Raw genomic sequence first — 23,362 nt, 5'->3', positions numbered from 1 at the left:
TCAACAGGCTGTGAATGAGGGCTATTCATTAATCATTTTTAATAGGTAATTATTAAGTTCATGTTAGAGTCAAATTTTCAGATTCCCGGGCAAACGGCTTTTTATAAGGGAAAGGTAAGGGACGTATACACAATTAATGACAAGCTGATGGTAATGGCGGTAAGCGACCGTATCTCAGCATTTGACGTTGTATTACCCCGTCCTATTCCTTACAAAGGACAGGTATTGAACCAGGTAGCTGCTATTATGCTGGAAGCTACCAAGGATATTGTTCCAAACTGGGTAAAGGCAGTCCCCCTGCCAAACGTGACCATTGGTCTGAAATGTGAAACCTTTCCTGTAGAAATGGTGGTGCGTGGTAACCTTACCGGTCATGCCTGGAGAACTTACAAAAGCGGTAAACGCGAACTGTGCGGCGTAACCATGCCGGAAGGACTGAAGGAAAATGATTTCTTCCCATCTCCGATCATTACGCCTACTACCAAGGCACACGAAGGTCATGATGAAGACATCTCCCGTGAAGAGATCATCGCGCAGGGCCTCGTAAGCAAAGAAGATTACGAAAAACTCGAAAAATACACGCTCGCCCTGTTCGAACGTGGTAAGGAAATGGCGTCCAAACGTGGTCTGATCCTGGTGGATACCAAATACGAATTTGGTAAGATCGGAGACACCATCTACGTGATCGACGAGATCCATACACCTGACTCTTCCCGTTACTTCTATGCAGAAGGTTACGAAGAGAAACAGAAAGCTGGTGAAGCACAGAAACAGCTGAGCAAGGAGTTCGTTCGTGAATGGCTGATGGAAAACGGCTTCCAGGGTAAAGACGGTCAGCAGGTACCTACTATGACCGACGAGTTTATCAATAGTGTAAGCGAACGTTATATCGAGCTGTTCGAGAACATCACTGGTCAGAAATTTGTGAAGGAAGATGTTTCCAAAGCAGATGCTGAAAAGAAGATCGTCGAGACGCTGCAGAAATTATAAGATAATATCAACTGACCGCAGACAGGAACAGAAGCACATGCTTTTGTTCCTGCGTCGCGGCCTGTTAATGAAGATATCCGACTATAACCAATATGAAACACCTGGCCACGCTCAATAAGTACTTCGTAAAATACAAATGGAGATTCCTGTCCGGTTTGATCTGTACTGCTGTATCCATTGTATTCAGCGTGTTCCAGCCTATCATGGTAAGACAGATCTTCGACCTCCTCGCCCTCAATCTGAACAATTACAACCTCCTCAGCGATACCGGCCTGAAAGCAGCTTTCCGGGGAAACTTTACCAATGTACTGGCCTTTTACGGCATCAGTATCCTGTTGTTTGCCCTTCTCAGCGGATTTTTCCTCTATCTCCAGCGGCAAACCCTTGTGGTAATGAGTCGCTACATTGAATATGACCTCAAGAACGAAATTTACCAGCATTACCAGGTGCTGGACCTGAACTTTTACAAAATGCACCGTACCGGCGATCTGATGAGCCGTATTACGGAAGATGTGTCCCGCGTGCGTATGTACGTAGGTCCGGCCATCATGTATGCTACCCGTACCATCTTTATGATCGTGATAGTGGTGTACCTGATGATAGACGTCAACCCCATACTGACACTCTACACATTAGCCCCGCTGCCTGTACTGGCGCTGATCATCTATTACGTGAACCACATCATTCACCGTAAAAGTGAGCGTATACAGGCACAGTTGTCCAATATTACTTCCATTGCCCAGGAGTCCTATTCCGGTATCCGGGTAATCAAGTCCTATGTACAGGAAGAAGCCAGTATTCAACATTTCGAGGAAGCCAGTGAGGCCTACAAGAAAAGCTCTGTGAGCCTGGCCAAAACAGATGCCCTGTTCCAGCCAAGTATGTCCCTCATGATCGGGCTCAGCGTGGTGCTGACCATCTTTATAGGGGGGATACAGGTGATCCATGGCACTATTACGGTAGGTAACCTGGCAGAATTTGTGATCTATGTGAACATGCTGATGTTCCCGTTCTTTTCTATCGGGATGGTCGCTTCCATGATCCAGCGTGCCGCCGCCAGTCAGCAACGTATCAACGAATTTCTTGACATAAAACCGGCTATCGCCGATACTCCCGGTGCGAAGCCTATCCATATAAAGGGAGAAGTGATCTTTAAGGACGTTTCCTTCACTTATCCTCATACTGGCATCCAGGCGATCAAAAACTTTAACCTGACGGTAAAGCCAGGGGAAAAGGTAGCGGTGATCGGTCGTACGGGCTCCGGTAAATCAACCCTTGCCCAGTTACTCATACGTATGTATGATCCGCAGGAAGGGGAGATCCTGCTGGATAAACAGGACATCCGTCAGGTGACGCTGGAAAGCCTGCGTCACCAGATCAGTTACGTACCCCAGGATGTGTTCCTGTTTTCCGACTCTATTATGAACAATATCCGTTTCGGTACACCAGAGGCCAGCCCTGAGATGGTAAAGATGGCTGCCCGGCAGGCATCCGTAGAAAAGGACATCCTGGGCTTCCGCGAAGGTTTTGACACGGTGGTAGGGGAGAGAGGAGTAACGCTCAGCGGAGGCCAGAAACAACGTATTTCCATTGCCCGTGGTCTTATTAAGGACCCTAACCTGCTGGTATTCGACGACTGCCTTTCAGCCGTGGACGCCCGTACGGAAAAAGAGATCATCGGTAACCTCTATGCGTATCTGAAAGATAAAACGGCTGTAATCATTACCCACCGCATCTTTGCACTTTTCGACTTTGATAAGATCATCGTACTGGAAGACGGAAGGATTGTTGAAACAGGTACACATAATGAATTATTAGCATTAAATGGTTATTACGCAGAATTGTACGCCCGTCAGCAGTCCGGCGAAGAGGAATCTGTAATAGAATAATAATCATCTCCTTATACATGCCTGTAAACCAGTAGATAAAGTACTATTCTATCATTTTTCAAAATCATTTAAAATTATTTTGATATTTGTAAACTAATAGTATATTTGTTTCTTATTGGAAAAAGGATTTGATTCGTTAACAACTTAAATCTATCAACTGTGGCGTACGAAAATACCAATCAGCAGGAAAGAAATAATGACAGTATCTTTTCTAAACGATTGAAAGCGGGCAAAAGAAGAACTTACTTCTTTGATGTAAAGACCACTCGTGGAAATGATTATTTTCTGACCATTACCGAAAGCAAGAAACGCTTCAACGACAATGGTTATGACAGGCACAAAGTATTCCTGTACAAGGAAGACTTCAACAAGTTCCTGAATGCATTGACAGAGACCATCAACTACGTAAAGACTGAGTTGATGCCCGACTTCGATTTTGATGCCTACAACCACGATTACGTGCGCGACGATGAAGATGGTGAAGGTGCTGAAACTTCTGAATCTGTAGTAGAAGTTGAAGCAGCTGTATCTGAACCAACTGTTGTTGCTGCATCAGCATCTTCTCATAGCGAAGATGTAGACAAGTGGTAATCTAAGCTTGATCATTCATTTTTATTTGATGATAAATAAAACCTCCGGTTTCTCCGGAGGTTTTTTTGTGCGTATATGGGAACCCTGCATATCACGGCCCCAGGGTTACACCCCATACTCCATAACCTGTAGGGTATGTATTCGTTTAGGATAGTATAGAGATTCGGTGGAGGCTATATCCTATAGGCTCTCTACTATAGCATTATAGGCACTTCCTATAGCGATCGCTATGGAATAGTAGGTGTAATGTAGGACCAGAGCGCCTATAGGTAGGAACCGGTAGGATAGTCGGAGGCAATCTCCAGCGAAGCCGAGCCTATCTATGAACAAAACATAAAAGGACTCCCGCGGGAGCCCTTTGTTTGACAAATATCTGTTGATTGAACTTATTTCTTCATTTGTTTCCAGGCGTTGATCAATCCATTGGTGGATGCGTCGTGGCTGGTAACAGCATCGGCACTTTCCAGTTCAGGCAGGATCTTGTTAGCCAGTTGTTTACCCAGTTCAACACCCCACTGGTCAAAGCTGTAAATATTCCAGATAACGCCCTGTACGAAGATCTTGTGTTCATACAGTGCCACCAGTGAACCCAGTGAGCGTGGTGTGATCTCTTTTACCAGGAAGGAATTCGTAGGTCTGTTACCGGTAAATACTTTGTATGGCAGCAGTGCTTTGATATCTTCTTCCTTCAGGCCGGATTTTTCCAGTTCTGCACGTACTTCTGCTTCCGTCTTACCATTCATCAGCGCTTCTGTCTGTGCAAAGAAGTTGGACAGCAGTTTCACATGATGGTCGCCAATTGGGTTGTGGCTGATGGCAGGAGCAATGAAGTCGGCCGGTACAATACGTGTACCCTGATGGATCAGCTGGTAGAATGCGTGCTGTCCGTTGGTACCAGGTTCGCCCCATACGATAGGACCGGTTTCGTAAGTTACCGGTTTACCATTGCGGTCTACATATTTACCGTTGCTCTCCATATTTCCCTGCTGGAAATAGGCGGCAAAGCGGTGCATATACTGGTCGTACGCGAGGATCGCTTCAGTGGATGTATCAAAGAAATTACCATACCAGAGGCCAATTAAAGCCATGATAGCTGGGATATTCTTTTCAAGCGGTGTAGTGCGGAAGTGGTTGTCCACTGCATGTGCACCTTCCAGTAAAGCTTTGAAATTGTCATAACCAATAGTCAGCGCGATGCTTAGCCCAATGGCGGACCACAAAGAATAGCGACCGCCAACCCAGTCCCAGAATTCGAACATATTGGCGGGATCTATACCGAATGCCTTTACTGCTTTTTCGTTGGTAGAAAGGGCGGCAAAGTGTTTCGCTACAAATGCTTCATCTTTCGCTGCATCCAGGAACCATTTACGGGCGGTGAGCGCGTTGGTCATTGTTTCCTGGGTAGTGAAAGTTTTGGAAGCTATGAGGAAGAGGGTTTCTTCCGGAGTTACTTTTTTAAGTGTCTCTGCGATGTGTGTACCATCTACATTAGAAACGAAATAAGGCTGTATGCCCTCTTTCCAGTAAGGTTTCAGCGCCTCGGTCACCATTACCGGACCCAGGTCGGAACCACCGATACCGATATTCACAATGTAACGTATAGGCTTGCCGGTATAACCTTTCCACTCGCCGCTATGGATACGCTGGCTAAAGTTTTCCATTTTCTTCAGCACAGCCAGTACATCCGGCATCACATCTTTTCCGTCCAGTACAACAGGATTGCCGGAGAAGTTGCGGAGTGCGGTATGTAGTACAGCCCTGTTTTCAGTAGCATTGATCTTTTCAGCACTGAACATGGCTTTGATACCTTCTTCAACACCGGTTTCCTTTGCCAGCTGCAGGAGGTAGGAGCGCGTTTCTTCTGTAATGATATTCTTTGAATAGTCGAACAAAATATCTTCAAAAGAGAGCGTGAACTTCTTAAATCTGTCAGCATCCGCAGCAAACAATGTGCGCAGGTGCGTTTCCTTCATTTTGGAAGCATGCTGCTGCAGTTGTTGCCAGGCCTTTGTAGCAGTCGGATTAGTCGTTGGGAACATAAAAACGCATTTTATGACATCAAAAGTAAAAAAATAGTTGAATAGTCTCAGAACCAATACGCCGGAAAGGAAGACCAATATCTAAAGATAATCCACTCAGTCAGTGTAAACTATACGTACTGTAATATATACAAGGGAAACGGGAATAAAGACATTTATTATGACAATCTTCTGTTCGTGATGATTCGCCAGGTACTGCTGATGGCAATAATGGCCATGGCCCCGATGCAGGCACCGACAATGGGCATTTCTGAAGAACCGCCCACAGACTGGCGTTTTACAATAATGCCGGAGAGCGCCCAAAGGGCTACCAGCCCGACCACAATGTTGTGTCTGCGTATAATCAGCAACGTTGAAGCCGCGGTGCATAACACTATGAGAAAAATAGTCCCCGGAACGCTCATCCCGTCCCATCCCAGGTAGACCAGGAATGCTGCAATATTGGCCACTGTAGCAATACATATCCATCCGAGATACAGGCTGAAAGGAATGTGTACGAACAGTCTTTCTGCTTTGGTGACCGGCAGATGAGGCAGTGAAATATTAAAGTTCAGGTGAATGGCCAGCAGGCATACCAGCAGGGCAATCATAAGCAGGATGGACAGTGGAAGCAACTCATAATGCCAGGCAAACAACCAACAGGAATTGGCCATACAGCTGATCAGCCACCAGCCCCGCAGCCGTTCCATGAATAGTTCAAGCGCAGGCCGGTGTCCTTTTGAGAATGCCAGCCATAACTGGAACACGATAAAGGCCATCAGCGCCAGATATATAACGCCCCATATGGCAAAAGTATAGGCTGCCGGAATGAAGAGGTTGTCGTATCTGTCAGAGATGTCGGCGGTGTTCTTGTTGTTGATCAGATTGAAGTTGGCCATTGTGTTGATAACAACTACCATTATGAACCCTATTGTATTGAAAACCGCGCTGTTCTTGTAATAGAGGGTTTTATGGGAGGTTGTCATAGATAGCAAAAGTTTTTAAATAACTGGGAATTAATATGATAAAAGTCCCGCAAATATTGTTCCCCTTTTTCCGTACATTTGCGCCCTATGACAGCAGAACAACTTAAAGCTATGAGGGACCGTCTCCATGTCCTGGGAGGTTTTCTTTAACGTCCAGGACCGCATAGCAAAAATAGAAAATGATAAGCAACTTACGTTAGCCCCCGGCTTCTGGGACGACAACGCCCGGGCTACGTCAATTCTGAAAGAGATCAAGGTGAACAAATTCTGGGTGGATCTCTATGAGAGTGTGCAAACATCCATAGAGGACAGCAGTGTACTGCTCGACTTCCAGAAAGAAGGCGAAGCCTCCGAGGAAGAAGTGGAGCAGGCATACCAGTCATCACTGACAGCTCTTGACGAATTGGAATTTAAGTCAACACTGAACGAGCCAGAAGACGAGATGCCGGCAGTGCTCACCATCAATTCCGGCGCCGGTGGTACCGAAAGCCAGGATTGGGCAGAGATGCTGTTACGCATGTACCGTATGTATGGCGAAAAGCAGGGTTGGAAAGTATCCGAAATTGATGTACAATACGGGGATGGTGCTGGTATTAAATCAGCTTCCCTGGAAATGGATGGTAGCTTTGCCTATGGGTTACTGAAAGCGGAAAGTGGTGTGCACCGTCTGGTGCGTATCTCACCGTTCGATGCCAACGCCCGCAGACATACTTCCTTCGCTTCCATCTTTGTATATCCGCTGGTGGATGATACCATTGAAATTGCAGTAAACCCTGCAGACCTGGAATGGGAATTCTACCGTTCCGGTGGTAAAGGAGGGCAGAACGTAAACAAGGTAGAAACCGCAGTGCGTTTGAAACACATTCCTTCAGGCATCATCATCGAATGTCAGCAGGCACGTACGCAGGGAGAGAACCGTGAAAAGGCGCTCACCATGCTGAAATCCCGCTTGTACGAAGAAGAGCTGCGTAAGAGGGAAGAGCTGAAAAACGCCGCCAACGCCAACAAACGCAAAATTGAATGGGGATCGCAGATCCGTTCCTACGTATTCCATCCTTACAAAATGATCAAAGATCACCGTACGGATTACGAAGTAGGTAACGTTCAGCCTGTTATGGACGGCGAACTGGAGGGCTTCATCAAGGCTTACCTGATGATGTCCAAAGGAGAAGAATAACGTAACTTTGCAAATATGCCCTGTGCTGATAAATTGAGAATGCTCAACTTATCAGCACTTTTGCATATTAGGGACCAGCCAGGGTGATGTACATTGCATATTCATCCGGCAAGGATGCCAGAGAAAAGACCATAACCTGTTTTTGTGGCCGCCGCCACTGGCCCTGTTTAATGAGAGAACATCTAAATTAACCTGCAAACAATTGAAAACAACAAGATCGAACATAAAAACTTCTGAGAATGCATAATGCTTATTTCCACTTTGCTGCACCGGCCAATGAACCAGTGTACAGCTATGCTCCAGGTTCCCCCGAAAGGGAGGCGTTGAAGAAACAACTGGCTGCTTTTAAAGCCCAGGCATTTGATATCCCCATGTACATTGGAGATAAAGAGGTGCGCACCGGCAAGACCATTGACCTTCGTCCTCCTCATGAAATAAAACATAAGCTGGGCCATTTTCATGAAGGTGATGCCAGCCACGTAAAAGATGCTATTGCTGCAGCACTGGCTGCCCGCACCAAATGGGCAGACACACCGTGGGAACAACGTGCTGCCGTATTCCTGAAAGCAGCAGAATTACTCGCTACCAAATACCGCTACCAGATCAATGCGGCTACCATGCTGGGACAGAGTAAAAATGCTTTCCAGGCAGAAATAGACAGCGCTTGTGAACTGATCGACTTCCTCCGTTTTAACGTACACTATCTCGCAGACATATATAACCAGCAACCAGTTAGCTCACCAGGTGTTCACAATCGCCTGGAATACCGTCCGCTGGAAGGTTTCGTAGTAGCTATCACACCGTTCAACTTTACCGCTATCGCGGGTAACCTGCCTACATCTGCTGCTATGTGCGGCAACGTAGTAGTATGGAAACCTGCCTATACCCAGGTACTGGCTGCACACGTGATCATGAAAGTACTACAGGAAGCTGGCCTGCCAGCGGGTGTCATCAACCTGGTATATACCGATGGTCCGGTATTGGGTGATATCTGCTTCAGTCATCCTGATTTTGCAGGTATCCACTTCACAGGTTCTACCGGCGTATTCCAGCAGATGTGGAAGACGATCGGTACCAATATCAGCAAATACAAAACATACCCCCGTATAGTAGGAGAGACCGGTGGTAAAGACTTCGTACTGGCACACAAATCCGCCGACGTAGATACAGTGGCTATCGCGCTGGCCCGCGGCGCTTTCGAATACCAGGGACAGAAATGCTCTGCCGCTTCCCGCGCTTACCTGCCATCTAATATCGCAGCAGCCGTGAAAGCAAAACTTGTGGCTGAACTGAAGACCATGAAAATGGGTACTACAGAAGATTTCACCAACTTTATCAATGCCGTGATCGATGAACGCTCTTTCGATAAGATCGCTAAATACATCGACAACGCGAAGAACGATCCTGACGCTACCATCATAGCTGGTGGTAACTACAATAAATCAGAGGGTTACTTTGTTGAGCCGACTGTTATTGAGGTAAAAGATCCGAAATATGTGACCATGTGCGAAGAGATCTTCGGCCCCGTGCTGACTATCTATGTATATGAGGCAGATAAATTCGAAGAGATCATGGATATCGTTGATACCACTTCTCCATATGCACTGACTGGTTCCATCATCGCACATGACCGTTATGCGATCGATCAGGCTACCAAGCGCCTGGTGAACAGTGCCGGTAACTTCTATATCAATGACAAGCCTACCGGTGCAGTAGTGGGTCAGCAGCCTTTCGGTGGCGCCCGTGCTTCCGGTACAAACGATAAAGCAGGTTCCGCACTGAACCTCTATCGCTGGTTGAGTGCAAGAACGATTAAAGAGACGCTGGTACCGCCAACTGACTACAGGTATCCATTCCTGAAGGAAGATAAATAGAATGTGTATACGCGAAATAGAAACGGGGAGATCGGAATGATCTCCCCGTTTTGTTTATGATTGTATTGTTTTGGATTTTGCGTCCCAGGGGTTATCACCCCTGGCTACAAACAAGACGACTCCTGGCGGAGTCGATTGCCGCGAATGATTCCGTATTATCCCCGGGCTATAAACACAGTTCCCGATTATTAGCCCGAGCCACAAACAAGACAACCGAGCCACGGGCGGGTCAATTGCCGGGAATGATTCCGGATTATTTCCGATTTATAATTATGTTGCGTTTAATGCATCTTCTCCAACGCTGCCAACGCTTCTTTCACATGCCTTGGACCATCACTTAGATTGTTGAACACGTATGTTACAATGCCTTGTTTATCCACGATATAAGTCACTCTGCCTGGTATGAATAACTTCTTCGGCACACCGAATAATTTGCGCACTTTGTTACCCGTATCAGCCAGCAATGTAAACGGCAGCTTATGATGGTTGGCAAAGCTTTTGTGTGACGCTACATCATCCCCGCTGATACCGATCACCTTTGCACCACGGCTTGTGAAATCTTCGTACGCATCCCGGAAGGAGCAGGCCTCCTTGGTACAGGTTCCGGTTTCGTCTTTAGGATAGAAATAGATCACAAGCGGTTGTTTACCTAATACGCTGTTGATATCGAAAGTCTGACCATCCTGGTCCTGTAACTGAAAAGAAGGCACTTTATCGCCCGCTTTGAGCTGGGCATCTGCATTACCGAATGAGAACATAAAAAAGAGAGTGAGTATGGTGAATAGCTTTTTCATTTCGTTTACGTTGTGATAAATGTACGCCGTAAATAGAAAATGGCAGGGAAACTTTTCTTACCCGCTATTAATCACTATTTTTGGCGCTTTAAATCCACATATTTTGAAGACCATATTGAATGGTACGCAAGTGGCCATAACTGTAGACAGGCTTTGTCACCAGTTGATTGAAAATCACCTGGATTTTTCAAAGAGCGTGCTGATAGGCTTACAGCCGAGAGGAATCTACCTGTCCGACCGTATCTATCACACCCTGCAAAAATTACTGCCCGGAGTTCATATCAACTACGGAAAACTGGACATCACCTTCTACAGGGATGACTTTAATACGGAGTTACATGTGCCCAATGAAACGACGATTAATTTTTCCCTGGAAGATAAGAAAGTGATCCTGGTAGATGACGTGTTATATACGGGCCGCACTACCCGTTCGGCACTGGCCGCAATGCTGGATTTTGGCCGTCCTACCGTAGTGGAACTGCTGGTATTGATAGATCGTCGCTTTACCCGTCATCTGCCTATCCAGGCCGACTATACAGGTCGTACGGTTGATGCTATCAGCTCCGAAAAGGTGAGGGTGCGTTGGGCGGAACGTGATGGGAAAGACGAGGTCATCCTTGAATAAGCAATACTATGGATGCGCAGGATTGTCCGCATCCGGATTTTGATTTTGGGATTTGTAGTCAGGTCATTTATATTTGCATCTTAAATGTCATTATCAGTAAATCATCTTCTCGGAATACGCGGTCTGCAGCGTCAGGACATAGAGCTTATTTTTCAAACAGCTGATGAGTTCAAAGCGGTTCTGCAAAGACCGATCAAAAAGGTTCCTTCTCTCAGGGATACTACCATCGTTAATTTATTCTTCGAAAATTCAACGCGCACACGTATTTCATTTGAGCTTGCCGAAAAGAGGCTGGGCGCAGATGTGGTAAACTTTTCCGCATCAGGTTCCTCCGTCTCCAAAGGTGAAACGCTCATTGATACGGTCAACAATATCCTGTCCATGAAAGTGGATATGGTGGTAATGAGACACTCTGCTACCGGAGCGCCTCACTTCCTCTCCCGGCATATTGATGTACCGATCGTGAACGCAGGAGATGGTATCAACGAACACCCGACACAGGCATTACTGGATGCTTTTTCCATCAGGGAAAGGCTGGGTAGTGTAACCGGTAAGAAGATCGCTATCTGTGGTGACATCATGCATTCCAGGGTAGCTCTTTCCAATATCTACTGCCTGCGGCAGCTGGGAGCGGAAGTGACTGTAGTAGGTCCTCCCACACTGATCCCAAAGCATATGGAAGCGGCCCTCGGCGTAAATGTAAGTTATGATATCCGTGAAGCGCTGCAATGGTGCGACGTCGCCAACGTACTGCGTATACAGCTGGAAAGACAGAATACGCCTTTGTTCTCTTCGCTCCGGGAATATTCCCTGGCTTACGGTGTGAACAGGCAGCTGCTGGACAGCCTGCAGAAAGATATCGTGATCATGCACCCTGGCCCTATCAACCGCGGTGTGGAACTCAGCTCAGATGTAGCAGATTCCGGACATTCCATCATCCTGAACCAGGTAGAGAATGGAGTGGCCATCCGTATGGCGGTTTTATACCTGCTGTCAGGAAAGAAAGCCGGTAAAGTAGTAGAGTAATTAACACAACTAAAAATAAGCTGGTGAAGGGTTTTGCTACCTTTCACCTTTTTTTATACCTGAAATCCGGGAAAACACTTTCTGAAATCGGGAAACGAAACATCGATGGACGCTGTAAGAGTCCATTGTTTGTAACGCGGAGTGGTAATCCTGGGGGAGGCAAACAAAATGCCGGTGGACTCCGTAGGGGGCCCATTGTTTGTAGCGCGGGGTGATAACCCCGGGACAGTAAATCAGGCCCCCGGGTGCAATCCCGGGTATGACAATGCGAACGTCATAATCCGGCATGATAACCCATTTTAAAAATTAGCATTCAATCCCATCGTAAAAGACCGGAAGAAAGGATATTGATAACCAATACTACTTGCCTGCTCCGGATCATAATACCGGATCTTCATCTTATTCACCTCCCAGAGATCCTGGCCGGAGAAATAAACACGCAGACTATTGATCAGCGGACGGTTCTTGTCAAAATGGAAAGTATAACCGATCTGGAGGTTCTTCAGGCGGATATAAGACGCGTTCATCACCCAGAAAGACGACGGCAGCAGGTTCTGACTATAGCCGGCATACAAGCGGGGGAAGGCGGCATCTGTATTATCAGGCGACCAGCGATCGCTATGTATCAGCCAGGGCTGTTGCCAGCCGTCGACGAATGGCATGCCGTATTTTGCTGGTACCAGTACTTTCCTGGCACCAATCCCCTGGAAGAAAACAGAGAAGTCGAAACCCTTACAGGAGAAACCTGCATCGAAACCATACGAGTATCTGGGTTGTGAGCTACCCAGGTATACCAGGTCACCATGATCATTGGTGGTATGACTACCACCGCTGATAACACCGTCGTTGTTGACGTCCTGGTAGCGGATATCGCCGGGAGCTGTGGTCGCGCCCTGGTAAGCATGACCAGCCACTTCTGCGGCATTCTGGAAATATCCTGTAGCCTTGTAACCCACGATGGCATTATAAGGGAGTCCTACCAGACCACGGTTGTTCCCATTTAGCCAGGCGGTGTTACCGTTGGAGCCAAGTATTTTATTCTGATCGTCAAACAGGTTTGCATTCACCCAATAACTGAATGGTCCGCGGTTATCCCGCCAGCCGAGGTTCAACTCCCATCCCCAGGAGCGTAGTTCCGCCATGTAGAAGGTGGACGACAACCAGTCGACCTGCGGATAGGTCTGTGTGGCGATCTGCATATGGGAATTGTGCTTCACAAAGTAGTCGGCATTGATATTCAGTCTTCCTTTGAAGAAGGTGAGGTCCAGGCCTGCATTGGTGGTTGAAACGGTTTCCCAGTTATTATTCCCCGGAATGTAGCGGTCATTCACATCATAAGTCATGATCGGGTATGCCAATGGATGTAATATCTGGTCGCGGTAGTTGAAGTCATTGAGCCCGCTGCGCCAGTTGAAGTTGCCGAGCATACCCCAGGAAGCTCGTAGCTTGAATTCATCAAAGAAGGGAAATGCCGCGTGAAACCATTTCTCGTTATTCAGTCGCCAGCCACCGGAGAAAGAAGGGAAGAGATGTTTCCTGTTCATCTCTGGCTGCTGGGTACTATTGTACGTGAGCGCTGCTGCTATCAGGTTCGCCTCCAGCAGGTAACGGTCGTTGAAGTTATAGTTGATACGTGTAAAGAGGGAGGACAGCCCACCTGCGCCTTTAAAGTGCAGGGTATTGACTTTGAGCGGATCGTTGAACGAGAGCTGCGACAGCTCATTGTTCGTTACACCGGCAGCTGTCATGATCCTTTGGTGCTGGTAATGACTTTCATAGGCATAACCGCCCAGGATGTGCACCGTATTCTTTTTTCCCGCAGGAAGGTCGTAATCAGCCAGCAGTTGTAGACTGTGCTGCACTTCCATTAAGTAACCTGTTTTCAGGGTATTAGGATCATTGGCACTATTGATATAGCCGCTGCCATCATAGAAGTTGACGGTACGTTTACCGAGTCCGTCGTGACTGGTGGTCAGCTGAGGGCTGTACACCGCTTTTAAGGTAAGTCCTTTGTACAGGTTTTCAGCTTTCAGGCTGAATACCGCATCTGCATAGGAGCTGCGCTCATCCCTTTTGCCGGCGCCTTTCAGTAAGGCAATGCTGTTATAACCCGCTGTATACTGATTGGTACCGGGTACGTAAACAGGTACATTGCCGGGCGCCTGGTATAAGAAGTTCAGCAAGCCATAGTTACCATCTACACGCCATCCGGGAGAGAGGGTATTGCTATTGGCGTACTGCAGACTGGTTTCCAGGCTTAGTACATCGCTGAAGCGGTTGTTGGCATTGATCTGTACGTTGGTCCTGGATGTTTTGTCAGGGCCGGTGTTGAACAATCCCTGACGGGAGAACTGTCCCAGGGAGAGCAGGTATTGGTGTGCTTCGCTGCCGCCTTTGGCTGTAACGGTATAAGTAGAAGTAGTGCTGTTATTGCGGGTGACGGCGTTCAGCGGATCGACATCATCATAGTAGTTGTAGTTCCCGCTGCCATCCAGTTTAGGCAGATAATTGATGTCGGGGTCCCGCATCAGGGAGATATCCTGTGCGGTCCATACAGGAGGCAGGCCTGCGTTTTGTGCGGCTTCATTCTGTAGTGAAGCCGCCTGCCATGAGCGCATGCGTTTAGGTAGTGCGATTGGCTTTTCTATACCAAACAGGCTGTTGTATTCAACGGATATCCTGCCAGGCTTTCCTCTTTTAGTCGTAACCAGTACTACACCGCCGGCCGCCAGTGGGCCATAGATGGAGGCAGCGGCAGCATCTTTCAGTACGGAGATAGATTCAATATCGTTTGGATTGAGTAAGGTAATGGAACCGGGGGCACCGTCTACCAATACAAGTGGTTCACTGTAGTTGCCGGAGGAGAGTCCCCTGATCTGGAGATTGAAGCCTTCTTTACCAGGTTGACCGTTGTTGCGGGTTACCAATAATCCGGGCGCTGTACCCTGTAATGCTGCCATCACGTTGGTAACAGGACGGCTTTTTAAGCGGCGGCCCTCCACTTTGGTGATGGAGCCGGTGATATTGGCTTTGCTATGGATACCATAGCCGATGATCACAAGGTCATTTAATGTTTTGGTATCACTTTGGAGGATGATCTCCAGGTTCTTTCTGTCTCTCAGGGCAATTTCCCGCGGCTCATAACCGATGAGGGAGAATTGCAGCACGGCTTGTCCGTTGGCTACGGGTATGCGGAAGCGGCCGGTCTCATTGGTGCTGGCGCCATTGTGCGTCTCCCTTTCACGGATAGATACGCCTGCCAGTGGTCTTTCTCCGTCGGTGATCAGACCTGTAACGACAAACTTTTCCAGTTCTTTGTCAGCCGGCCGTTTGACGATACCTGGTATTGCCGGCGCCTGATCTTCCGGGAAGACGATGATCTGTTTATTGCGGATTTCGAAGGCATATTTGCTGCCGGCAAATATCTGGCGGAGAACGGATGTAAGTGGCTGACGCTGTACCTGTAAGGATACAGAATGGGCATTATCCAGCAGGGTAGAGGAGATAGCAAAGGTGAGACCTGTTTGTTTCTCGATTAGTCGGATCACCTGCCGTAGGTTGGCGCGATATACCTTTAATGTTACCTTGATGGTATCACCATCCTGAAAATCGGTATAGGGGATAGGACTATTGGTTCCTCGGGAAGATTGGACAAACGACAGGCCTATACATACCCAAAATAGTAGTATGCACCAGCGCTTGTAATAAGCCGCCTTACGGAGTGCCTGTATCGTCAACTGCATTTTCCTCCGTACGACTAATAAATTTCTACCAGGCTATCTTTTTGTATGGCCTTTACCTGTAAAGTTTTGGACAGAATGTCCAGTACCTCTGAGAGAGATTCTTTATGGAAAGTAGCGAGCAGTTTCTTATCTGCGAGTCCTTCTCCCTTCAGAACAATATCTACCTTATAGTAATCTCCCAATACCGCGGCTACCTCAGAAAGAGGAGCGTCAACAAAGGTCAGATGACCTGTTTTCCAGGCAATGAGGTTATTGTTCTGGTGGCGACGGGTACTGATAGTAGTACCGGCCAGCAGCATTTCAGCTTCTTCACCAGGAGTAAGTACGACTGATTTACCGTTTTTATAGACCGCCTTCACTTTTCCCGTCTGAACGAAGACTTTCACTCCCTGCTTGGTTTCTTTCACATCGAAAGAGGTACCCAGTACTTCCACATCTACATTCTTCAGGTGAACGGAGAAGGGCTTTTCCGGCATGTGTTTGACATCTACGAATACCTCACCTTGTTGAACAAATACTTCCCTGTTGCTTCCCTGGAAGCGGCGGGGGTATTTTACGCTGGTGTGGGCATTCAGATAGAGGCGTGTGCCGTCGGGCAGCAGGAGGCTATCTGTATTCTGAGCGGTTTGCTGGGCGATATAGGATGGCTGGCGGAACAGAGTTACCGCTATCACCACTACGGCTGCTGCGGCGGCGGCAGCCCACCAGTAACGAGTCACGATTGGTTTGATACGGCCTTTCTCTTCAGCAGGAGCTGCGGGGACCGGTTGTGGCTGAGTAGTAATGGTAACGGGTGGGATGTTGGCAGCGGTGAGCTGTACATCCAGCAGTTGCCATTGCTGGGAGATATTATAAGATGCAGCTGCAGGTAATACGTCTCCCTGCCACAACGCTTTAGTTTCCAGGAAGATATCCAGATTGGCAGCATCCAGCTGCAACCATTCATCCAGTGAACGTTTGTGCTCCTCATTCCCTGGTTCCTCCAGGTAGCGGATAACGACATCGATATCAGGTTGCTGTTTCATCTCTTAGTATTAATACAATCAAAAATAGCCTTACCATTAGTGCTTTTCTAAAAAAACCTTTCTGAGCGGAGACCTGTCTTTATTGGCGGTGCTATATAATAATATATATAGAAGGTAAACAGATAATATAAGGTGTTTGTTCCCTTTCACTGTTGGTTGAGCAGTCCCAGCCTGATCTTTTTCAATGCGGTGGTAAGGTGCGTATAAACCGTGTTGATGGAAATATTAAGTTGTTGGGAAATTTCTGTGGGAGACAAGCCTTTGAACCGGCTCATTTCAAATACCCGGCGGCATTGTTCCGGCAATTTCTCAAGGATGGATAAGTATTGGGCTTCCAGCTCTTTATGTTCCAGTAACAGATGTTCGACCGTTAGTTCTGTAGAGGTAAGCTGTTGTTCCTTAGTATATTGCTGCTGTCTTTGCGTTTTCTTTATCCGGTTAAGACAGGTATTCACAGTAGCCCTTGCCAGATAGTGCTGGATAGGGGCACGTTCATCCAGGTTGTCCGCCGTACGCCATAGGTTCAGGAATACGTCCTGCACAATATCCTGTGCCTCGTCCTGGTCACGCAGGTATCGCAAGGCGATACTGAACATAGCGGATGAAAACTGATTGAATATGACCTCAAATACATGTTTATCCCTGTTCCGGACCCCATTAACTATATCTGTATTGTTGAGCGGCATCCTGTAACTAATCTTTTCTATTCTTTTATGTAATTGCTATTGCAACGGACTAAAGTCGGCTATCAAAAACAGAACGTAGCAAAATTAGTTTATTCTCGCAATTAATCAGCCAATTGACTGACCCCTAGGCTCCTGAACAGGATATTTCGTATTTATAAAAAGTTAAATCCGCCATAGTAAAGGGTTTTCAGTGAAAAAACCGAAATGCTAAAAAAAAGACAACTTTTTTTTCAAAAGTACTAATGGTAAGGTTCAAATTGGTTGTATTGTATGTATAGACAGTGAACAAAGCGGCACTTTGCAGGCGCCTGCTACACAAGTGCGGTTTTAATAAAGTTTTTTATACCATTTCGATATTGTAAAAAACCTAAAACCAATTTGTATGAAAAGGACAACGTTTGGGCTGTCGGCCCTTGTTGCAGTGGTAGTTGGAGCCTTGGCTTTCACCACCTTCGACGGAGGAACTATCAGCGGCAAGATTACGCCGGCAGATGGGGCATCAGAAGTATGGGCTATTTCAGGAATGGATACCCTGAAAGCTCCCATTACCGACGGCGCATTTTCCGTACAATCCGCCAAGGCGGGATCCTATACTGTGATAATCGACGCTAAAGATCCTTATAAAGACGCCACCCTCAAAGACGTGAAAGTCGAAGACGGCAAAACAACAGACCTGGGGGAAATAAAGCTGGACTAATGACATGACCGCTTTAGCGTTTAAACTTACAACTCCTAAGCATGATAGGAAAGTTGAGACCTGTAACAACCGGCCGGCTCTTTTGGGCCGGTTTATTTTTTTCCCAAATTCTATGTACAGGAAACAGATCTTCCGGTAGCATAAGCAATGTCTGTCGTACCTGCTGTAGCCGGTTTTCCTGTTTTCTCCCTCATGATATCTTACTTATCTGATAGACGATAGTGACGATAATTCCAATAATGCTTGCCTCTAAATGGGATTATTTTTGATCTATCGTCTATCTTTGTGCCCGTTTTTAGACTAAATAGCATGCGCACCATCTTTCTTTTATTGATTTCCAACACCTTCATGACATTTGCCTGGTATGGCCATTTAAAATATGAAGACGTACCGCTGTGGAAAGTGATCCTCATCAGCTGGGGCATCGCCTTCTTTGAATACTGCTTCATGGTACCCGCCAACCGTTATGGCTCCCAGGAGGGCTTTTCCGGCTTTCAGCTGAAAACCATCCAGGAAGTGATCACATTGACAGTTTTCGCCGTCTTTGCCATCTTTGTATTGAAGGAACCACTCCGCTGGAACTATCTCATCTCTTTTTTATTCATTCTCGGCGCCGTTTATTTCATGTTTAAGAAATAATAGCTTCACCTTTTATCACATTTTCTTTTACGGCTATATTTAATCACTATTTTTGGCCACTGTTTAACAAACAAGAGCAATGGTCAAAGGATTGTTTTTAACACTTATTTCAGGATTGATTGCCGCTACCACATGGGCTCAGCGCTCACCAGTCGTAAATGCGGCAGATATCAGACTACAGTTCAGGAAACTGGATACGCTTGGTAGCGTCTTATATATCGCCGCTCATCCTGACGATGAGAACACCCGCTTATTGGGATACCTGGCGAAAGAGAAATTATACCGTACCGGGTACCTGTCCCTCACCAGGGGCGACGGCGGACAAAACCTGGTAGGGGATGAACAGGGCGAATTACTGGGCCTGATCCGCACCCAGGAACTGTTGGCTGCCCGCCGTATAGATGGCGCGGAACAATTCTTCACCCGCGCCCTGGACTTCGGCTTCTCGAAAAATCCTGCGGAAACATTCACCATCTGGGACAAAGAAAAGATCCTGGGAGATGTGGTATGGATGATCCGTAAGTTCCAACCCGATGTTATTGTATGCCGCTTCCCGCCCGATAGCCGTGCAGGCCACGGGCATCATACCGCCTCCGCTATGCTGGCTGAAGAAGCCTTCGAAGCGGCTGCAGACCCCAAACGCTTTCCTGAACAACTGAAAGTACTCGCTCCCTGGAAAGCGCACCGGATCATGTGGAATACCTTTAACTGGACCGGCGCTGTAGATAATTCCGCCGGAAAGCTCTTTGAATTGAATGTGGGTACCTTCAATTACCTGCTGGGCCGCGGATATGGGGAAATAGCCGCAGAAAGCCGTTCCCAGCACAAAAGCCAGGGATTTGGCGTACCGGCTTCCAGGGGTAGCTCTTACGAATATTTCAGTCCTGTAAAAGGAGATAAACCTGTAGGTAGCTTGCTGGAGGGTGTGAATACTACCTGGACCCGCATACCAGGTGGTAAGCCGATCGGTGAAATGATCGATAAAGCCCAGGCAGCCTATAATATGGAAGACCCTGCGGCTTCGGTACCAGCCCTGCTGGAAATCCGCAAAGCCATCCAGGCTTTACCTGAAGGCTACTGGCGCACACAGAAACTGAAGGAAACAGAAGCCCTGATCATCGCCTGCGCTGGTCTCTGGATGGAGGCCTATAGCAATGCACAGGTAGTAGTGCCTGGCCAGCCGATGGAGGGCAGTGTTCAGCTGCTGTGTAACAGTCATACCAACGTTACAGTAGACCAGATCAGCTTTGATGGTAAGGATTCCGTGCTGAACCAGCTGCCGTTGGAGTATAACCGTATGCGTACCATCCCTGAAGCGCTGACATTGCCGGCTTCCCTGCCGGTATCCCAGCCTTACTGGCTGCAGTCGCCACACCCGATCGGGATCTACACCATCAAAGATCCGATGCAGGTAGGCTACCCGGAAAATAAACCATCCCTGGAAGCTGTCATTAAGCTCCGCATTAATGGAGAACAACTGACTGTGACCAGACCTGTACAATATAAATTTACCGACCCTGTAAAGGGAGAATTATACGAACCATTGGTGGTGGCTCCGCCGGTAGTAGCGATACTGAATACCAATATCTTCATCTTTAAAGAAACGCAGCCACAGGCCGTACAGGTAAAACTGCGCGCTATGGGCCAGCAATCGAAAGGAACGGTGCGTTTGCAGCTACCGGCAGGGTTTACCAGCCAGGAAGCAGAGCAGTCCTATGAGCTGTCATCCAAAGGAGATGAAACTGTCGTTACGTTCCATATTGCTCCGCAGAAAGTGGCCGGTATTAACCGTACTGATACCCTGCGTGTGGAAGTGCGCAGCGAGGGTAAGATATATACCCAAAGCCTGCATACCATCGCCTACGATCATATTCCCGACATCAATATTTTCCCCGAAGCATTGGCCAAAGTGGTTACGGTGGACCTGAAGCACAATGGCCGTAAACTGGGATACATCCCCGGTGCGGGTGATATGGTGGCAGCTTCCCTGAGACAGGTAGGTTATGAAGTAACCCAACTTGATGAGAAAGAGATCATGAACGGCAACCTGCAACAGTATGATGCCATCATTGCCGGTGTAAGGGCGTATAACGTTAATCCACGTATTAAATACTGGCAGCCACGCCTCATGGAATATGTGAAGAATGGCGGTACTTACCTGGTGCAGTATAACGTCAGCTCTCCGCTGGTGATCACCGATATCGGACCTTATCCCTTCACGCTGACCCGCGACCGTGTAACGGATGAAACGGCAACGGTGACCGTATTGGATCCTAAGAGTGAGATCATGCATTATCCTAACAACATCACTGATCATGACTTTGATGGCTGGATACAGGAGAGGGGCCTTTACTTCACACAGATGGCTGATCCGGCATACCAAAAGCTGTTTGCTATGCACGACAAAGGAGAGGAAGCGCTGCAGGGTTCCACGCTGGTAGCGAAATACGGCAAAGGCAGATATGTTTACACCTCACTGGCATTCTTCAGAGAACTGCCTGCAGGTGTGCCTGGTGCTTACCGCCTTTTTGTGAATCTGATTTCAACGAAGAAATAAACCCATCCAATGAGCAATAAAAGGGAAAACGGCTCACGGCTCACTATAACGGCGGTGCTGTGTATCATCGTCGGACTGGTCATCGGTTTTGAGATCAAAAGAGTGCATATCGGGCTGCTGATAGGTCTTGGACTGGGATTGCTGAGCGGAAACATGTTGAAGAAAAGATAAAGGAAAAAATAATCTGTTATGACAGAAGAAAGACCGCCATTACTACCACATTGGTGGATGTGGTACGTATTTGTAATTGTCTGGCTGGCATTACTGATAGCAGGCTTTTATTTGTTCACTAAAGTATTTTCATGAGCGTAGCTGATTGGATTGTACTGGTGGTAACACTGGTAGGGATCATCTTATATGGTGTCTGGAAAAGTCGCGGCCAGCGCGATATGCAGGGATATTTCCTGGATAACCAGTCAATGCCCTGGTACATCGTATTGTTATCTATTATCGGCACGCAGGCAAGTGCAGTGACCTTCCTGTCCGCACCTGGTCAGGCCTATACCGATGGGATGCGCTTTGTGCAATATTACTTCGGGTTGCCATTGGCCATGGTGGTGCTTTGTATCACTTTTGTGCCCATCTTCCATAAACTGAAAGTATATACGGCGTATGAATACCTGGAACAACGCTTTGACCTGAAAACCCGTACCCTTACTTCAGGTCTTTTCCTCTTACAAAGGGCGCTGTCAACAGGTATCAGCATCTATGCGCCTTCCATTATCCTGTCTTCTTTGATGGGTTGGAATATCTATCTCACAAACATCATCATGGGGGGCCTGCTGATCATTTATACAGTTTCAGGAGGCACCAGGGCGGTGAGTTATACGCAAACATTTCAGCTGGTGATCATCTTTGCCGCCATGTTCCTGGCCGGATGGATGGTCGTGCATTTGCTGCCGGAGAATGTCGGCTTTGTAGATGCCTTGAAGGTATCAGGTAAAATGGATAAACTGAACGTCATTGTCACTGATTTCAACTGGAAAGACCGGTATAATATCTGGAGCGGCCTGATAGGAGGGTTTTTCCTGGCGCTGTCTTACTTCGGTACTGACCAGTCGCAGGTGGGCCGTTATCTGACCGCCCGTTCTGTTACAGAAAGCCGTCTGGGCCTGCTGATGAATGGACTGGTGAAGGTGCCCATGCAGTTCCTGATATTAATGATCGGGGCATTGGTATTTGTGTTTTATCTCTATTTCAGAGCACCGGTATTTTTCAATGAGGCCCAGATAAAAAAGGTCTACAAGTCAGAGCAGGGCACTGCTTTTAAGGCAGTGGAGAACGAATATAACAGGCTGGCTACTATAAAACAAGCGCAGGTCGCAGCAATGGCGGCTGCTATTGAAAAAGGAGATGAAGCCGCTATAGCCAGTGGTAAGGCCGCACTGCAGCAAACAGAAAGTGCCGCTGAAGAGACCCGCGGGAGGGCCATCGGCCTGATTAAAAAAGCGGATCCTGCGGCAGATACAAACGATACGAATTACATCTTCCTGCATTTCGTTGTCAACAATTTACCGAAGGGATTAGTGGGCCTGCTGATTGCTATTATCTTCCTGGCTGCCTGGGGCAGTATTGCCGCAGCACTGAACTCGCTGGCTTCTACAACAGTGATCGATATTTACCAGCGCATGTATAAAAAGGAGGAGACCGACGGGCACTATCTACAGGTATCCCGCTGGTGGACGGTGGCATGGGGCCTGTTCTGTATTGTGGTTGCGCAATTCGCCAGTCAGCTGGGTAGCCTGATCGAGGCAGTGAACATCCTGGGATCGCTGTTTTATGGCGTTATTCTGGGTATCTTCCTCGTGGCGTTCTATTGTAAAAGAATAGGAGGGACGGCTACATTCTGGGCGGCTGTTGTCTCTGAAATAGCTGTATTCTTTATATGGCTCTCGGACATTGTGTCCTTCCTCTGGCTGAATGCCATCGGCTGTTTCCTGGTGATCGGTATTGCAGCTATATTCCAGCTTATTATGGGCGACGAGAACAAACGATTAGAAAAGACTGCATAATATTGACGGGAGACTTTAAAAAGGTTTCCGTAA

General features: G+C 47.5%; 18 protein-coding genes. 12 read left to right on the top strand and 6 right to left on the bottom strand.

Translation table 11 applies throughout. The annotated features are described in order from the left end of the window. The first annotated feature begins 60 nt into the window (after positions 1 to 60). The 3 genes from CLV42_RS26095 (at position 61) to CLV42_RS26085 (ending at position 3,470) form a co-directional block, all read left to right on the top strand. A complete protein-coding gene (locus CLV42_RS26095) occupies positions 61 to 990 on the top strand; it encodes a phosphoribosylaminoimidazolesuccinocarboxamide synthase (RefSeq protein ID WP_106604877.1) in 930 nt (309 codons plus the stop codon). A 92-nt stretch (positions 991 to 1,082) separates the two neighbouring features. After that, positions 1,083 to 2,879, top strand: coding sequence for an ABC transporter ATP-binding protein (locus tag CLV42_RS26090; RefSeq protein ID WP_106604876.1), 1,797 nt, complete (start codon positions 1,083 to 1,085; stop codon positions 2,877 to 2,879). 159 nt (positions 2,880 to 3,038) lie between these two features. Beyond that, positions 3,039 to 3,470, top strand: a complete 432-nt coding sequence (locus CLV42_RS26085; RefSeq protein ID WP_106604875.1) for a DUF3276 family protein — start codon at positions 3,039 to 3,041, stop codon at positions 3,468 to 3,470. Positions 3,471 to 3,856: 386 nt separating this feature from the next. Here CLV42_RS26085 and pgi read toward each other — a convergent pair whose 3' ends face one another. After that, positions 3,857 to 5,509: a glucose-6-phosphate isomerase gene (pgi, locus tag CLV42_RS26080; RefSeq protein ID WP_106604874.1), complete on the bottom strand. Its 1,653-nt coding sequence runs from the start codon at positions 5,507 to 5,509 to the stop codon at positions 3,857 to 3,859. A gap of 158 nt (positions 5,510 to 5,667) precedes the next feature. After that, positions 5,668 to 6,474, bottom strand: coding sequence for a hypothetical protein (locus CLV42_RS26075; protein ID WP_106604873.1), 807 nt, complete (start codon positions 6,472 to 6,474; stop codon positions 5,668 to 5,670). A gap of 87 nt (positions 6,475 to 6,561) precedes the next feature. On the opposite strand from CLV42_RS26075, the gene prfB reads away from it, so the two are divergent. Both prfB and pruA read left to right on the top strand, forming a co-directional pair. Next, a protein-coding gene (gene prfB, locus CLV42_RS26070) for a peptide chain release factor 2 (RefSeq protein ID WP_146154482.1) occupies positions 6,562 to 7,651 on the top strand; the annotation gives its coding sequence in 2 pieces (ribosomal slippage) (positions 6,562 to 6,621 and positions 6,623 to 7,651; 1,089 coding nt in all). 239 nt (positions 7,652 to 7,890) lie between these two features. Then, complete coding sequence (gene pruA, locus CLV42_RS26065; RefSeq protein WP_106604872.1) at positions 7,891 to 9,525, top strand: L-glutamate gamma-semialdehyde dehydrogenase; 1,635 nt, start codon at positions 7,891 to 7,893, stop codon at positions 9,523 to 9,525. A 281-nt stretch (positions 9,526 to 9,806) separates the two neighbouring features. Here pruA and CLV42_RS26060 read toward each other — a convergent pair whose 3' ends face one another. Next, entirely contained in the window at positions 9,807 to 10,319 is a 513-nt protein-coding gene (locus CLV42_RS26060) for a peroxiredoxin (RefSeq protein WP_245901737.1), read from the bottom strand. A gap of 103 nt (positions 10,320 to 10,422) precedes the next feature. Here CLV42_RS26060 and pyrR point away from each other — a divergent pair, with 103 nt between their 5' ends. Further along, positions 10,423 to 10,944, top strand: a complete 522-nt coding sequence (pyrR, locus tag CLV42_RS26055) for a bifunctional pyr operon transcriptional regulator/uracil phosphoribosyltransferase PyrR (RefSeq protein ID WP_106604971.1) — start codon at positions 10,423 to 10,425, stop codon at positions 10,942 to 10,944. Between the two features lie 84 nt (positions 10,945 to 11,028). Continuing rightward, positions 11,029 to 11,970, top strand: coding sequence for an aspartate carbamoyltransferase catalytic subunit (locus tag CLV42_RS26050; RefSeq protein WP_106604870.1), 942 nt, complete (start codon positions 11,029 to 11,031; stop codon positions 11,968 to 11,970). 299 nt (positions 11,971 to 12,269) lie between these two features. Here the strand turns inward: CLV42_RS26050 and CLV42_RS26045 are convergent, their stop codons facing one another. The 3 genes from CLV42_RS26045 to CLV42_RS26035 form a co-directional block, all read right to left on the bottom strand. After that, the gene (locus CLV42_RS26045) at positions 12,270 to 15,713 is read right to left on the bottom strand and encodes a SusC/RagA family TonB-linked outer membrane protein (RefSeq protein WP_106604869.1); all 3,444 of its coding nucleotides are present in this window, start codon (positions 15,711 to 15,713) and stop codon (positions 12,270 to 12,272) included. 14 nt (positions 15,714 to 15,727) lie between these two features. Further along, positions 15,728 to 16,738 (bottom strand): FecR family protein, encoded by a 1,011-nt coding sequence (locus CLV42_RS26040; RefSeq protein WP_106604868.1) that lies wholly within the window; start codon positions 16,736 to 16,738, stop codon positions 15,728 to 15,730. 146 nt (positions 16,739 to 16,884) lie between these two features. After that, entirely contained in the window at positions 16,885 to 17,424 is a 540-nt protein-coding gene (locus CLV42_RS26035) for an RNA polymerase sigma-70 factor (RefSeq protein ID WP_106604867.1), read from the bottom strand. 382 nt (positions 17,425 to 17,806) lie between these two features. Here CLV42_RS26035 and CLV42_RS26030 point away from each other — a divergent pair, with 382 nt between their 5' ends. From CLV42_RS26030 to CLV42_RS26015, 5 genes are all read left to right on the top strand, one after another. Further along, positions 17,807 to 18,121, top strand: a complete 315-nt coding sequence (locus CLV42_RS26030) for a peptidase associated/transthyretin-like domain-containing protein (RefSeq protein ID WP_106604866.1) — start codon at positions 17,807 to 17,809, stop codon at positions 18,119 to 18,121. A gap of 309 nt (positions 18,122 to 18,430) precedes the next feature. Next, positions 18,431 to 18,760 carry a DMT family protein gene (locus CLV42_RS26025; RefSeq protein ID WP_106604865.1) on the top strand — a complete coding sequence of 110 codons (330 nt, stop codon included), beginning with the start codon at positions 18,431 to 18,433 and terminating at the stop codon, positions 18,758 to 18,760. 79 nt (positions 18,761 to 18,839) lie between these two features. Next, positions 18,840 to 21,317: a PIG-L family deacetylase gene (locus CLV42_RS26020; protein WP_106604864.1), complete on the top strand. Its 2,478-nt coding sequence runs from the start codon at positions 18,840 to 18,842 to the stop codon at positions 21,315 to 21,317. Between the two features lie 9 nt (positions 21,318 to 21,326). Next, positions 21,327 to 21,488 (top strand): hypothetical protein, encoded by a 162-nt coding sequence (locus CLV42_RS34010; protein WP_170117651.1) that lies wholly within the window; start codon positions 21,327 to 21,329, stop codon positions 21,486 to 21,488. Between the two features lie 131 nt (positions 21,489 to 21,619). Further along, on the top strand, positions 21,620 to 23,329 hold the full coding sequence (locus CLV42_RS26015; protein ID WP_106604863.1) for a sodium:solute symporter: 1,710 nt from the start codon (positions 21,620 to 21,622) through the stop codon (positions 23,327 to 23,329). Positions 23,330 to 23,362 lie beyond the last annotated feature (33 nt).

Origin of the sequence: Chitinophaga ginsengisoli, from assembly GCF_003014595.1 — a bacterium.
Classification (GTDB): domain Bacteria; phylum Bacteroidota; class Bacteroidia; order Chitinophagales; family Chitinophagaceae; genus Chitinophaga; species Chitinophaga ginsengisoli.
Note: the sequence above shows the minus strand (reverse complement) of the source record. Positions and strands in the feature narration are given on the sequence as shown.

Coding starts and splice junctions, on each gene's coding strand:
- CLV42_RS26030 (WP_106604866.1), top strand. CDS start 17,807: ATGAAAAGGACAACGTTTGGGCTGTCGGCCCTTGTTGCAGTGGTAGTT.
- CLV42_RS26090 (WP_106604876.1), top strand. CDS start 1,083: ATGAAACACCTGGCCACGCTCAATAAGTACTTCGTAAAATACAAATGG.
- CLV42_RS26050 (WP_106604870.1), top strand. CDS start 11,029: ATGTCATTATCAGTAAATCATCTTCTCGGAATACGCGGTCTGCAGCGT.
- pruA (WP_106604872.1), top strand. CDS start 7,891: ATGCATAATGCTTATTTCCACTTTGCTGCACCGGCCAATGAACCAGTG.
- CLV42_RS26025 (WP_106604865.1), top strand. CDS start 18,431: ATGCGCACCATCTTTCTTTTATTGATTTCCAACACCTTCATGACATTT.
- CLV42_RS26075 (WP_106604873.1), bottom strand. CDS start 6,474: ATGACAACCTCCCATAAAACCCTCTATTACAAGAACAGCGCGGTTTTC.
- CLV42_RS26040 (WP_106604868.1), bottom strand. CDS start 16,738: ATGAAACAGCAACCTGATATCGATGTCGTTATCCGCTACCTGGAGGAA.
- CLV42_RS26020 (WP_106604864.1), top strand. CDS start 18,840: ATGGTCAAAGGATTGTTTTTAACACTTATTTCAGGATTGATTGCCGCT.
- CLV42_RS34010 (WP_170117651.1), top strand. CDS start 21,327: ATGAGCAATAAAAGGGAAAACGGCTCACGGCTCACTATAACGGCGGTG.
- CLV42_RS26045 (WP_106604869.1), bottom strand. CDS start 15,713: ATGCAGTTGACGATACAGGCACTCCGTAAGGCGGCTTATTACAAGCGC.
- CLV42_RS26060 (WP_245901737.1), bottom strand. CDS start 10,319: ATGAAAAAGCTATTCACCATACTCACTCTCTTTTTTATGTTCTCATTC.
- CLV42_RS26015 (WP_106604863.1), top strand. CDS start 21,620: ATGAGCGTAGCTGATTGGATTGTACTGGTGGTAACACTGGTAGGGATC.
- CLV42_RS26035 (WP_106604867.1), bottom strand. CDS start 17,424: ATGCCGCTCAACAATACAGATATAGTTAATGGGGTCCGGAACAGGGAT.
- pgi (WP_106604874.1), bottom strand. CDS start 5,509: ATGTTCCCAACGACTAATCCGACTGCTACAAAGGCCTGGCAACAACTG.
- CLV42_RS26095 (WP_106604877.1), top strand. CDS start 61: ATGTTAGAGTCAAATTTTCAGATTCCCGGGCAAACGGCTTTTTATAAG.